Below are 12,468 nucleotides of genomic sequence, written 5' to 3'. Positions count from 1 at the left end.
ACTTGGTAACTACCCTCGAAAACGTTGTCCGGATCGGCACCAGGGGCAGCCTGCTGGCTACCACGCAGGCCGGCACCGTCCGTGACGCTCTGATAGCTCTGGGCCAACCCGCGGAGCTGGTCATCATCAGCACCGAAGGCGACCGGTCGCAGGCGCCCGTCGCAGACATCGGCATCGGCGTGTTCACCGCGGAGCTGCGGCACGCCATGGCCGACGGCCGCATCGACGTCGCGGTGCACTCGTACAAGGATTTGCCGACCGCACCCGACGAGCGCTTCGTCATCGCCGCTGTGCCGCCGCGGGAAGACCCGCGGGATGCCTTGGTGGCGCGTGACGGATTGGTGCTGGGGGAGTTGCCGGCGGGCTCCGTGATCGGCACGTCGAGCCCGCGACGGGCGGCACAGCTTAGAGCACTGGGTCTCGGTTTGGAAATCCGCCCCCTACGAGGCAACCTAGATACCAGGTTGAACAGGGTAAGTAGTGGTGATCTCGACGCTGTTGTCGTCGCCCGAGCGGGTCTGGCCCGGATCGGACGACTCGACGCCGTCACCGAGAGCCTCGAGCCGGTGCAGATGTTGCCAGCGCCGGCGCAGGGCGCCCTCGCGGTCGAGTGCCGAGTGGGTGACACCGAGCTGGCGACGCTGCTGGGAAAGCTCGACGATCCCGACACGCGCGCCGCGATCACTGCCGAACGAGTCCTGTTGGCCGAACTGGAGGCGGGTTGTTCCGCGCCGGTGGGTGCGATCGCTGAAGTGGTCGAGTCCATCGACGAGGACGGCCGAGTCTTCGAAGAGCTGTCGTTGCGCGGTTGCGTGGCGGCGCTGGACGGATCCGACGTGATCCGGGCGTCCGGGATCGGGACCCCCGAACGGGCACGGGAGCTGGGGCTCTCGTTGGCCGCGGAGTTGTTCGACCTGGGTGCGCGTGACGTGTTGGATCAGCGGACTGTAGAGCGGGAGTGAGAGATGACGACCCGAGTGCGTAAGCAGCACAAGCCCGGCCGCATCACCTTTGTCGGTTCCGGCCCCGGTGACCCGGGCCTGTTGACGACGCGTGCGCGGAACGTTTTGGCGCATGCGGCATTGGTCTTCACCGATCCTGATGTGCCCGAGGCGGTGCTGGCGCTGATCGGCACCGACCTGCCGCCGACGTCCGGGCCGCACCCGGCCGACGCCGAGCCGGCTGCCGACGCCAAGGCCGACGACGCTGCCGCGCCGGCTCCGGCCGCCGCGCCCACCATGACGTTCCCGCACGGTGTCGACGTCCGCCCCGCGCTGGGCGACCCCACCGAGGTGGCGAAGCTGCTCATCGCCGAGGCGAAGACCGGTGTCGACGTCGTGCGTCTGGTCGCCGGCGACCCGCTGTCGGTCGATTCGGTCATCACCGAGGTGAACGCCCTGGCCAAGACCGCGGCGCACTTCGAGCTGGTGCCGGGCCTGCCGTCGTCGACGGCGGTGCCCACCTACGCGGGCCTGCCCGTCGGCTCGTCGCACACCGTGGCCGACGTCCGCGGTGACGTCGACTGGGCCGCGCTGGCCGCCGCCCCCGGGCCGCTGATCCTGCACGCGACGGTGTCGCACCTGCCGGACGCCGCCCGCACCCTGATCGAATACGGCCTCACCGACAACACCCCGTGTGTCGTGACGGCCAACGGCACCACCTGCCAGCAGCGGTCGATCGAGACCACGCTGGCCGGGCTGCTGGACAAGGCCGTGCTGGAGAAGCCGGTCGGCCCCGAGCCGGTCGGTCCGCTGGCGGGCCCGCTGGTCGTGACCATCGGCAAGACCGTGGCGCACCGGGCCAAGCTGAACTGGTGGGAGAGCCGCTCGCTGTACGGCTGGACCGTGCTGGTGCCGCGGACCAAGGACCAGGCCGGCGAGATGAGCGATCGTCTCGTGGGCCACGGCGCCCTGCCGATCGAGGTGCCGACCATCGCGGTCGAGCCGCCGCGCAGCCCCGCCCAGATGGAGCGCGCGGTCAAGGGTCTGGTCGACGGCCGCTTCCAGTGGGTCGTGTTCACCTCCACCAACGCGGTGCGTGCGGTGTGGGAGAAGTTCAACGAGTTCGGTCTGGACGCCCGCGCGTTCTCCGGTGTGAAGATCGCGTGCGTCGGTCAGGCCACCGCGGACAAGGTGCGCGCGTTCGGCATCAACCCCGAGCTGGTGCCTGCCGGTGAGCAGTCGTCGCTGGGCCTGCTGGACGAATTCCCGGACTACGACGAGATTTTCGACCCGGTGAACCGGGTGCTGCTGCCGCGCGCCGACATCGCCACCGAGACGCTGGCCGAGGGCCTGCGCGAGCGTGGCTGGGAGATCGAGGACGTCACGGCCTACCGGACCGTCCGGGCGGCACCGCCGCCGGCGCACACCCGCGAGATGATCAAGACCGGTGGTTTCGACGCCGTCTGCTTCACCTCGAGCTCCACGGTGCGCAACCTGGTCGGCATCGCCGGCAAACCGCACGCCCGGACCATCGTCGCCTGCATCGGCCCGAAAACCGCTGAAACCGCAGCCGAATTCGGCCTGCGCGTGGACGTGCAGCCGGAGACCGCCGCAGTCGGCCCGCTGGTCGAGGCGCTGGCCGAGCACGCCGCTCGGCTCCGGGCCGAGGGTGCGTTGCCGCCGCCGCGTAAGAAGAGCCGGCGCCGCTAAACTCGGCGTATGGCTTTCCCACGACAGCGGCCGCGGCGTCTGCGTACCACCCCGGCGCTGCGGCGTCTGGTGTCCGAAACCTCGCTGGAGCCACGGCATCTGGTGCTGCCCATGTTCGTCGCGGATGGGCTCGCCGAGCCGCGTCCCATCAGCTCGATGCCCGGCGTCGTGCAGCACACCCGGGATTCGGCGCGCCGCGCGGCGGCGGAAGCCGTCGAGGCCGGTGTCGGCGGGCTGATGCTGTTCGGCGTCCCGTGCGACAGTGACAAGGACGGCACCGGGTCCGAGGGCGTCAACCCCGAGGGCATCCTGAATGTGGCACTGCGCGACCTGAATTCGGACCTCGGCGATTCGACCGTGCTGATGGCCGACACCTGCCTGGACGAATTCACCGATCACGGGCACTGTGGCGTCCTGGACGCGCACGGCCGGGTCGACAACGATGCGACCAACGAGCAATACATCAAACTCGCTGTCGCGCAAGCGCATTCGGGTGCGCATGTGGTCAGCCCGAGCGGCATGATGGACGGGCAGGTGGCGGCCATCCGCGACGGGCTGGACCACGCCGGGCACATCGACGTCGCGATCCTGGCCTACGCCGCCAAGTTCGCGTCGGCGTTCTACGGCCCGTTCCGCGAGGCCGTGGGCTCGAGCCTGCAGGGCGATCGCCGTACCTACCAGCAGGATCCGGGTAACGCCCGCGAAGCGGTGCGCGAGATCGAACTCGACCTCGCCGAAGGTGCCGACATGGTGATGGTCAAGCCGGCGATGAGCTACCTGGACGTGGTCCGCGCCGCTGCCGAGATGTCACCGGTACCCGTTGCGGCGTACCAGATTTCGGGCGAGTACGCGATGATCAGCGCCGCCGCGGCCAACGGCTGGATCGACCTGCGGGCCTCGGTTCTGGAGTCGCTCCTCAGCATTCGGCGCGCCGGTGCCGACATCGTCCTCACGTACTGGGCGACGGACGTCGCGGGCTGGCTGCGGTGAACCCACACAACCCGCACGACCCGCAACACCCCTACAACCCGCAGTACCCGCCCTATCCGGGCCCGGGGCACGGTCAGGGGCCGGACGGACCCGCACCTGAGCCGCGCGAGATGCCGCAGGACGTCGTCACCGGGTTCTGGCTGTGGACGGCCGCGCTGCCGCTGTCGCTGATCGGCTACGTCATCAACCTGCTGACGACGCCCGAGCGGGAGGTGTCGGGCTACGCGTACGCGGTGTCCGGTCTGATGTTGTTCATCATCGCGGTCCTGGTGGCCACGTTCCTGGTGCTGCTGCGGCAGGGCTACCGCTGGGCCCGCAGCATCCTCACCGGCGGGTCCGCGGCCACGATCCTGTATCTGACCACCAATCTGTTCGCCAATTACCACGGCGCGGCCGCGGCCCTGGGCTACGCGGTGTGCGGCATCGGAGGCACCGTGCTGATCGGCGGCGGCGTGTATCTCCTGCACCGCCCCGACTCGAACGCTTACTTCGTGCGTTGACCTCCCGCGAGGGGCCGTGTCTGTACCGGGACACGCCGCCCGAAGCGTGCAATTCGGGGCCGCTCGCCGGCGATCAATGTGCACATTCGGCACGGCCGCCTGCTTCGCGACCAGTCTGTCCCGTTGCCGCGGGACGGCACAGCTAGGCTGGCCCGGATATGACTGAGCCCACGCCTTCCGCATCTGCTCGACCGCAGGCCGTCACGGCCGCTTTCTGGTGCTGGGTGGTGGCCGGAGGTCTGCTCGCCGCGATCGGTTCGTGGCAGCTCAGCTTGAGTATCCCCGGTCAGTTCCGAGCTATCGGCGGGCTGCTGGCGGCCGTCGGGCTCGGTCTCGGGTTTCTGGCCGGCCGGACGCGACGCGGTGATGCGCGGTTTCGCCGGGCCGCGATCGCTTTGGCGATGGCGACAGTTCTGCTGATTGCTCTGCTGCTGTTGGTATTCGGGGCGGATCCGTTGGGATTCCTGGTGCTGACGGTTGTCATGGCGTTGGCGATCGGCGGGATGGTCTCGATCACCCGGCCCCCGGCGCAGTCCTGGTTCGACGGAAAGGCCGATACGTGACGGATGCGCCCGCAGAGGCAGACGCCGAGCAGGTTCTGTTCCACGAGGTAGGTGCCAGCTGGTGGTGGCTGGTGCTGGGCCCCCTCTCGGCCGGTTCCATCGCCGCGATGCAGTTGTGGTCCGCGCACCGGCTTGACCCGCTGGTCCCGGTGGTGTTCCTGGTGCTGGTCACGGGGTTCCTGGGGTTGCAGGTCAAGGCTGCACGCCTGCACACGTCCGTCGAACTCACCCCCGAATACCTGCGCCAGGGCACGGAGTCCATCCGCGTCTCGGACATGGTCGGGATGTTCCCGGAGGCGCGCGGCGCCGATGTGCCCCGTTGGCAGTCGTACCGGGCCTTCGGGGAGCTGACGGGTGTTCCGCGTGGGCGCACGGGGATCGGGGTCAAGCTGTCCGGTGAGCGCAGCGGTCAGGCCTGGGCGCGCCGGCATCGCGGGTTGCGCGCGCAGTTGGAGGCGCTGGGTGTGCGCGAACTGGGCGAGGACGACGACGAATGAGTGGCGGCAGGATCGTCGCCGCAGGTGCACTCGCGGCGGCGCTGCTGGCCGCCATCGGCTCGGTGCTGAGTTGGCTGGCCGCATCGTCGCTCGCCGACGTCGCGCCGGTGATTCCCGGCGAGCCCGTGAAGACGTCGGTGATCTATGACCCGTCGCTGATCACGCTGTCGTTGTTGCTGGCGACCCTGGCCGGCGTTCTCGCCGTGGTGGGTACCGCGAGGTGGCGGCGCGCCAAATAGGGGTTGTTACAGAGTGCAAAATTTGTAACACTGTTCCGCATGACCGATCTTGCGGAACAGCCCGAACTGGTCGCCGGGGCGAGCGGAGCGACGGGCAGTGTCGACGCCCTGCCGCTCGGGCCGGACTCGCTGGTGTGGAAATACTTCGGCGACAACCGGATGTACCTGATCGGCCCGCGGCCGGCGGTGCTGCAGAACATGCTGGCCCAGCTCGGCCAGGGCGTACTGGACCATTCGGTGTTCTTCGCCGACACCTCGGCGCGCATCAAGCGGTCGCTGCCGCCGATCTTCCGCACCGTGTACGGCACCGATGACGCGAACACCGGAACCCAGGTCCGCGACTTCCACCGCGAGATCAAGGGCGACATGCCCGACGGCAGCCGCTATCACGCGCTCGATCCCGAGACCTACTACTGGGCGCACGCCACGTTCGTCGAGCAGGTGCTGTACTTCGCGGACACTTTCGTCAAACGGCTCACTGATGCCGAGAAGGAACAGATCTACCTGGAGTCCAAGACCTGGTACCGCCGCTATGGTGTCAGTGACCGGCCGATGCCGGCCACCTACGCCGAATTCGAGCAGTACTGGGACCGGATGATGAATGACGTTGCCGTGCCGCACAAGACGGCCCGCTACGGCGTCGGCTACGTGACCAAAGGCTTTCCGCGGCCCAAGGCCGTCAACCCGGCGGTGTGGCGCGTCGTCGCACCGGTGTTCAACCCGGTCGCAGCCTTCCTGACCACCGGCGGGCTCCCGCCGCGGGCGCGGGACCTGCTGGAGCTGCCCTGGTCCGACCGACAGGAACGCGCCTACCAGTTGTTCGCCGCCGCCTGGCGCACCAAGCCCGTGAACTGGCTGTGGGACCGGCTGCCGATGTCGTTGCGGTACAACACATTTGCGCAAAAGGGCTATGCCCGCGGCTAGTGCGACGAGCGCCATCCTGGATGCCGCGCTCGTCGAATTCGAACAACACGGCTTCCGCCGCGTCGCGCTCGACGACGTGGCGCGACGGGCCGGCGTCAGCCGGACCACGATCTACCGGCGGTTCGCCAACCGCGATGAGCTGGTGGCCGCCGTCGTCGAACGGGAGAACGTCGCGCTGTTCGACGACATCGCCACTGAGCTGAAAACCGCGGGGCCGCAATCGAATCTGTACGTCGAAGCGTTCACGCTGTCGATCCTGCGCTTCCGGCGGCACCGTGTGCTGAACCGGATGATGACCGACGAGCCCGCGCTGGTCATCGAACTCATGCAGCGGCACTACGGTGCGGCCGTGGGCCGGATGGCTGCCGCGCTGCGCGTCATCTTCCCGGACGGGTTCGCCGACCGGATCGGGGAGCAAGCCGTCAACGACCTGGCCGACACCATCCTGCGCTACGCCGCGATGGTGCTGCTGCTGCCCAGCGTCGAGGCGCTGGACAGCGCCGACGACATCCGGGCCTTCGCCGCCCGGCACTTTCTACCTAGCCTGCCAACGGTACTGCGGGCACACTCGTCCGTGTGAACTCCATGGCGATGGCCCGGGCCGAACGTCAGGACCTCGTCGATTTTCTCGGCGGACTCAGTGCCGAACAGTGGGAACAGCCGTCGCTGTGCACCGGATGGCGGGTGCGCGACGTCGTCGGCCACATCATCGGATACGACGAGCTCAGTGGTGCGGAGACGGTCCGGGAGTTCCTGCGCGGTGGGCTCTTTCCGCCGCGGATCAATGCCGCGGTGCTGGCGCGGCACGCGGGCCGCAGTATCGACGAGCTGCGGGCCGCGCTCGCTGCCCATGTGGTTCCGCGTGGTCTGACGACAGGCTTCCGCGGTCGGATCGCCTTGTCGGACGCGATGATTCACCAACAGGACATCCGCAGGCCGCTGGGACTGCCCCGGCAGATCCCGCCCGAGCGACTGACGGCCGTGCTGGACTTCGCGCGCTACGCGCCGCTGCTGCGCGGCGCGTGGCGGGCCAGGGGAGTGCGGCTGGTCGCCACCGACCTGGACTGGTCGTTCGGCCGCGGACCGGTAGCCTCCGGGCCCGCCGAAGCCCTGCTGATGGTGATGGTCGCCCGGCCCTGCGCCCTGGACGACCTGACCGGCCCCGGGGTGGGCCGGTTGCGGCGCAACCTCGGGGCTTAGTGCTCGACGGCCTTCTCGGCGCCCACGCCGGTCAGCGACCGCACCTCCATCTCGGCGCCCAGAGCGGGATCCCCGCTGTCCGACGAGGTGAGCGTGCCGATGATGCCGAGCGCGAACGCCAGCGGAATCGACACGATGCCCGGGTTGGCCAGCGGGAAGAAGTCGAAATCGGCGCCGGGGATCATCGAGGTCTTGGTACCGGACACGGCAGGCGAGAACACGATCAGCACGATGGTCGAGATCAGGCCGCCGTACATGCTCCACAGCGCGCCGCGGGTGTTGAACCGCTTCCAGTACAGCGAGTACAGGATGGTCGGCAGGTTGGCCGCGGCCGCCACGGCGAAGGCCAGGGCCACCAGGAACGCGACGTTCTGGCCGTTGGCCAGGATGCCCAGGCCGATCGCGAACACACCGAGCACGACCGCGGTGATCCGGGAGACCCGTACCTGCTCGTCCTCGGTCACCTTGTGGGACTTGAGGACTGACGCATAGATGTCGTGCGCGAACGACGCCGACGCCGTGATGGTCAGGCCGGCCACGACCGCGAGGATGGTGGCGAACGCCACCGCCGAGATGACGCCGAGCAGGATCACGCCGCCGAGTTCGAACGCCAGCAGTGGGGCCGCGGAGTTCACGCCACCGGCGGCCTTGAGAATCCGGTCCGGGCCGACGAGGGCGGCGGCGCCGTAGCCGAGCACCAGCGTGAACAGGTAGAAGGCACCGATCAACGCGATGGCCCAAACCACCGACCGCCGCGCCTCTTTCGCTGTCGGCACGGTGTAGAAGCGCATCAGCACGTGCGGCAGGCCCGCGGTGCCGAGTACCAGCGCCAGGGCCAGCGAGACGAAGTTGATCTTCGAGGTGAGCGAACCGCCGTACTGTGCGCCCGGGGCCAGGACGTCGCGGCTCGACACGCCCTTGGTGGTGGCGTGCGAGATCGCGGACTGCGCCGATCCGAGGATGTCGGAGAAGTTGAACCCGAACTTGCCGAGCACCATGACCGTCATCAGCGCGGCGCCCGTGATCAGCAGCACGGCTTTGATGATCTGCACCCACGTGGTGCCCTTCATGCCGCCGACCAGCACGTAGACGATCATCAGGACGCCGACGACGGCGATGACGATCGACTGGCCGCCGCGGCTCTTCACGTCGAGCAGCAGGGCGACGAGACCGCCCGCCCCGGCCATCTGGGCCAGCAGGTAGAACAGCGACACCGTCAGCGTCGAGGTGGCCGCCGCCAGCCGGACCGGGCGCTGCTTGAGTCGGAAGCTCAGTACGTCGGCCATGGTGAATCTGCCTGTGTTGCGCAGCAATTCGGCCACGAGCAGCAACGCCACCAGCCAGGCGACCAGGAAGCCGATGGAGTACAGGAAGCCGTCATAGCCGTAGACGGCGATGGCTCCGGCAATGCCGAGGAAGCTCGCGGCCGACAGGTAGTCGCCGGCGATGGCGATGCCGTTCTGCGGACCGGAGAAACCGCGGCCGCCGGTGAAGAACTCGTCGGCGGTGGCGTTGCGCTTGCTGGCCTTGATGACCACGACCATCGTCACGATGACGAACACACTGAAGATGCCGATGTTGGCGACGGGGTTGCCGACGGTCGCGGCGGCGAGAACGGTGGTGTGCATCAGGCGCCCTCGAGCTCGTCACGGATGGCGCTGGCCCGCGGGTCGAGCTCGCGGTTGGCGAAACGCACGTACAGCCCGGTGATGACGAACGTCGTCAGGAACTGGCCCAATCCGATCGACAGTCCGACGTTGATGTTGCCGAACACCCGGATGGCCATGAAGTCATGGGCGAAGGCCCCGAGTGCGACGTAGAGGCCGTACCACACCAGGAAGAACGCGGTCATCGGAAACACGAAGCGGCGCAGCCTGGTTCGCAATTCCTGGAACTCGGGGCTGGCTTGCATGGCGAGGAACTGCTCCCCGGTGGGGGCAACCCTCTCGGGACGGTCGGTTTCGGGCACCGATGGCTCCTGGCAGTTGGCTGTGAGGTGAATCGGGCATGAACCTAATTGAGAGCTGGGTCACCCGCGACCGGTATCGCGTTGTGTTCACCGAATTCGGCCTCGGAGTGCTGCGCTACGGTCGGCGGCAGCCACATCGAGAGAAGGACTCAGGGATGACCAGCGAGCCAGGTTCGGCGTTCGACGCCGGGATCACCACCCGCCGCCAGGTGATGGGCGACGAGTTCGTCGACCGCGCGCTGGCCCGCACCAGCGGCACCGAGTCGGAGCCGATCCAGCGCTTCGTCACCGAGCACGTCTGGGACGCGGTGTGGAACCGGCCGGGGCTGAGCCGCCGCGACCGCAGCCTGCTCAACCTCGGCATGCTGACCGCGCTGCGCGCCCATGAGGAACTCGCCGGCCACGTGCGGGGCGGCCTCAACAACGGCCTCACCCGCGAGGAGATCGTCGAGGCGATCATCCACGCCACGGGCTACTGCGGCGCGCCCGCGGCGCTGAGCGCGATGCGCGTGGTGCAGCAGGTACTGGACGAAACGCGCTAGGCCCGACGTAACAGCACCGCCTGCTCGAAAGGCAAGCGCGGGAACACCTTACGTAGCGACCCGGTGACGAGCGGGGCGGCGTCTTCCTTGCTCACCACCCGCGGGTCGACGACGTCGTACGTCTGGCCGCGCCGGGTGAGCTTGCCGCCGCCGGACTTCGTGATGTTCTTGAGCCAGTCGCGGTCGGGGCCGTAGGTCAGCAGGATGGCGAAGCCGTCGGCGGTGGTGAACACCGTCAGCGGCGTGCGGAACGTCTTGCCGGACTTGCGCCCGACGTGCTCGAGGATGCCGAACGTCGGCGCGCGGCCGGCCCACAGCCGTTGGATGGGGTTGGTGACTCGACGGTTGAACCGGGCGACCGACTGCGGAATCTGCATGTCCCCATCGTGCGCCATCGTGGTTGGGGCGGCCAGGGGAGCGAGTAAAGTTACCGACCGGTAGCGGCGACGACGCTGTGTCGCACACCAGCCCGTAACCCGCTGATTCATCTCCGAGGAGGAATGCATGCCTGCGCCCGCCAACGCTGACGCCCGCCGGATCTATGACCTGGAGCGCAGCCGCGTATTCCACTCGTGGTCGGCCCAGGGGAAGCTCGACCCGATGGTTTTCACCGGCGCCGAGGGCAGCTACCTCATCGACGGTGACGGCAACCGTCTCCTCGACTTCTCGAGCCAACTCGTCTACACCAACATCGGCCACCAGCACCCCAAGGTCGTCGCCGCCATCGCCGAGCAGGCCGCCAAGCTGTGCACCATCGCGCCGCAGCATGCCAACGAGGCCCGCGCCACGGCCGCCGACCTGATCTGCCAGGTCGCCCCCGAGGGCTTCAACCGGGTGTTCTTCACCAACGGTGGCGCCGATGCCGTCGAGCACGCCATCCGTATGGCCCGCGTCTACACCGGCCGCTACAAGACGCTGTCGACCTACCGCAGCTACCACGGCGGCACCGCGCTGACGGTCAACCTCACCGGCGACGTCCGCCGCTGGGGCAACGACTACGGCACCGAGGGCACCACGCACTTCTTCGGCCCCTTCCTGTACCGCAGCCAGTTCAATTCGCTGACGCAGGAGGAAGAGTCCGAGCGCGCCCTGGCGCACCTGCGGTCGGTCATCGAGTTCGAGGGCCCGAGCGCGTTCGCCGCGATCATCCTCGAGTCGGTGCCCGGCACCGTCGGCATCATGCCGCCGCCGCCCGGCTACCTGCAGGGCGTGCGCGAGCTGTGCGACCAGTACGGCATCGTGATGATCCTCGACGAGGTCATGGCCGGTTTCGGCCGCACCGGCAAGTGGTTCGCGCTCGACAACTACAACGTCACCCCGGACCTCATCACGTTCGCCAAGGGCGTCAACTCCGGTTATGTCCCGCTCGGCGGCGTCATCGTCAGCGACAAGATCCTCGAGCGCTTTCTGGACCAGCCGTACGGCGGCGGCCTCACCTACTCGGGCCACCCGCTGGCGTGCGCGGCATCCGTCGCGACCATCACGGCGATGCACGACGAGAAGATCGTCGAGAACGCCGAGCTGATCGGCACCGACGTGTTCGGCCCGGGCCTCGCGGCGCTGGCCGACAAGCACGACATCATCGGTGACGTCCGCGGTCTGGGCGTGTTCTGGGCCGTCGAGCTGGTCAAGGACCGCGCCACCAAGGAGCCGCTGGCGCCGTACGGCGGGTCGTCGCCCGAGATGGGCGCCATCAACGCGCGGGCCAAGCAGAACGGCCTGCTGCTGTTCATGAACTACAACCGCTTTCACCTGGTGCCGCCGTGCAACATCAGCATCGACGACGCCAAGCGCGGGCTGGACATTCTGGACGATGCGCTGAGCGCCGTATAGCCATACGCTTTGGCGCATGGCCTACCTCAAGCCGCCGTGGTTCGTCGTCCATGTCTTCAACCCGATCGCGCGGCTGACCGGTATCGGTGGCAGCCAGACGCTGACGGTCACCCGCAGCTCCAACCATCTGCCGCAGCGCATCCCGGTCGTGGTGCCGACGGTCGACGGGGTGAAGTACCTGGTGTCGACGCGTGGTGAATCGGCGTGGGTGAAGAACGTCCGGGAGAACCCGGTGGTGGCGCTCGGCAAGAAGAACTACCTGGCCAGTGAGGTACCGGTCGCGGACCGGGCGCCGATCATCGCGGCGTACCGGCCGCTGGCGGGCAAGGTCGTCGAGCAGTACTGGCGCGAGCTGCCCGACGACGCCGACCACCCGGTCTTCAAGCTGACGCCGCAGAACTAGCGGACGTACCGCGACGGTGCACACAGATCGCCTTCCCGGCTGTTCTGGCGCTCTGGCGGCACGTCGGGGGAGACGTCGGCGTGTCGGCTCGGGCGTGTCGTATCTCTGATGACACGTGCGATCTCAGCCCGTCAACTTTCCTTGACGTCAAGGAAAG

16 protein-coding genes are annotated in these 12,468 nt (G+C 68.3%); 13 read left to right on the top strand and 3 right to left on the bottom strand.

Annotated elements, in window-relative coordinates:
* Positions 1–2 precede the first annotated feature (2 nt).
* From hemC to ACZ5IQ_RS24225, 10 genes are all read left to right on the top strand, one after another.
* Entirely contained in the window at positions 3–962 is a 960-nt protein-coding gene (hemC, locus tag ACZ5IQ_RS24270) for a hydroxymethylbilane synthase (RefSeq protein ID WP_061001491.1), read from the top strand.
* Positions 963–965: 3 nt separating this feature from the next.
* Positions 966–2,651: a bifunctional uroporphyrinogen-III C-methyltransferase/uroporphyrinogen-III synthase gene (locus tag ACZ5IQ_RS24265; RefSeq protein WP_138250622.1), complete on the top strand. Its 1,686-nt coding sequence runs from the start codon at positions 966–968 to the stop codon at positions 2,649–2,651.
* Between the two features lie 9 nt (positions 2,652–2,660).
* Positions 2,661–3,641 carry a porphobilinogen synthase gene (gene hemB / locus ACZ5IQ_RS24260; protein ID WP_138250621.1) on the top strand — a complete coding sequence of 327 codons (981 nt, stop codon included), beginning with the start codon at positions 2,661–2,663 and terminating at the stop codon, positions 3,639–3,641.
* The gene (locus ACZ5IQ_RS24255; protein WP_138250620.1) at positions 3,638–4,141 is read left to right on the top strand and encodes a hypothetical protein; all 504 of its coding nucleotides are present in this window, start codon (positions 3,638–3,640) and stop codon (positions 4,139–4,141) included. The genes hemB and ACZ5IQ_RS24255 overlap by 4 nt, the downstream gene beginning before the upstream one ends.
* 158 nt (positions 4,142–4,299) lie before the next feature.
* Entirely contained in the window at positions 4,300–4,704 is a 405-nt protein-coding gene (locus tag ACZ5IQ_RS24250) for a preprotein translocase subunit SecD family protein (RefSeq protein WP_226519642.1), read from the top strand.
* On the top strand, positions 4,701–5,201 hold the full coding sequence (locus ACZ5IQ_RS24245) for a DUF3093 domain-containing protein (RefSeq protein WP_226519641.1): 501 nt from the start codon (positions 4,701–4,703) through the stop codon (positions 5,199–5,201). Before ACZ5IQ_RS24250 ends, ACZ5IQ_RS24245 begins: the two co-directional genes overlap by 4 nt.
* Positions 5,198–5,440 carry a hypothetical protein gene (locus ACZ5IQ_RS24240; RefSeq protein WP_226519640.1) on the top strand — a complete coding sequence of 81 codons (243 nt, stop codon included), beginning with the start codon at positions 5,198–5,200 and terminating at the stop codon, positions 5,438–5,440. The genes ACZ5IQ_RS24245 and ACZ5IQ_RS24240 overlap by 4 nt, the downstream gene beginning before the upstream one ends.
* 39 nt (positions 5,441–5,479) lie before the next feature.
* Positions 5,480–6,364: an oxygenase MpaB family protein gene (locus tag ACZ5IQ_RS24235; protein ID WP_226519639.1), complete on the top strand. Its 885-nt coding sequence runs from the start codon at positions 5,480–5,482 to the stop codon at positions 6,362–6,364.
* Positions 6,351–6,944, top strand: a complete 594-nt coding sequence (locus ACZ5IQ_RS24230) for a TetR/AcrR family transcriptional regulator (protein ID WP_226519638.1) — start codon at positions 6,351–6,353, stop codon at positions 6,942–6,944. Before ACZ5IQ_RS24235 ends, ACZ5IQ_RS24230 begins: the two co-directional genes overlap by 14 nt.
* Before the next feature lie 5 nt (positions 6,945–6,949).
* Positions 6,950–7,564: a maleylpyruvate isomerase family mycothiol-dependent enzyme gene (locus ACZ5IQ_RS24225; protein ID WP_226522261.1), complete on the top strand. Its 615-nt coding sequence runs from the start codon at positions 6,950–6,952 to the stop codon at positions 7,562–7,564.
* On the opposite strand, the gene ACZ5IQ_RS24220 is transcribed toward ACZ5IQ_RS24225, so the two are convergent.
* Complete coding sequence (locus tag ACZ5IQ_RS24220; protein WP_226519637.1) at positions 7,561–9,192, bottom strand: solute symporter family protein; 1,632 nt, start codon at positions 9,190–9,192, stop codon at positions 7,561–7,563. The genes ACZ5IQ_RS24225 and ACZ5IQ_RS24220 overlap by 4 nt on opposite strands.
* The gene (locus ACZ5IQ_RS24215; protein WP_464480396.1) at positions 9,192–9,533 is read right to left on the bottom strand and encodes a DUF485 domain-containing protein; all 342 of its coding nucleotides are present in this window, start codon (positions 9,531–9,533) and stop codon (positions 9,192–9,194) included. Before ACZ5IQ_RS24215 ends, ACZ5IQ_RS24220 begins: the two co-directional genes overlap by 1 nt.
* Before the next feature lie 155 nt (positions 9,534–9,688).
* Between ACZ5IQ_RS24215 and ACZ5IQ_RS24210 the strand changes: the two genes are divergently transcribed.
* Positions 9,689–10,075 (top strand): carboxymuconolactone decarboxylase family protein, encoded by a 387-nt coding sequence (locus tag ACZ5IQ_RS24210; RefSeq protein WP_064858689.1) that lies wholly within the window; start codon positions 9,689–9,691, stop codon positions 10,073–10,075.
* Here the strand turns inward: ACZ5IQ_RS24210 and ACZ5IQ_RS24205 are convergent.
* Positions 10,072–10,452: a nitroreductase family deazaflavin-dependent oxidoreductase gene (locus tag ACZ5IQ_RS24205; protein ID WP_135356130.1), complete on the bottom strand. Its 381-nt coding sequence runs from the start codon at positions 10,450–10,452 to the stop codon at positions 10,072–10,074. The genes ACZ5IQ_RS24210 and ACZ5IQ_RS24205 overlap by 4 nt on opposite strands.
* Before the next feature lie 127 nt (positions 10,453–10,579).
* Between ACZ5IQ_RS24205 and ACZ5IQ_RS24200 the strand changes: the two genes are divergently transcribed.
* Together ACZ5IQ_RS24200 and ACZ5IQ_RS24195 are read left to right on the top strand one after the other, a co-directional pair.
* Positions 10,580–11,908, top strand: coding sequence for an aspartate aminotransferase family protein (locus ACZ5IQ_RS24200; RefSeq protein WP_064858637.1), 1,329 nt, complete (start codon positions 10,580–10,582; stop codon positions 11,906–11,908).
* Between the two features lie 16 nt (positions 11,909–11,924).
* Positions 11,925–12,311 (top strand): pyridoxamine 5'-phosphate oxidase family protein, encoded by a 387-nt coding sequence (locus tag ACZ5IQ_RS24195; protein ID WP_061004059.1) that lies wholly within the window; start codon positions 11,925–11,927, stop codon positions 12,309–12,311.
* Positions 12,312–12,468 lie beyond the last annotated feature (157 nt).

It is taken from the genome of Mycobacterium toneyamaense (assembly GCF_055384815.1).
Note: the sequence above shows the minus strand (reverse complement) of the source record. Positions and strands in the feature narration are given on the sequence as shown.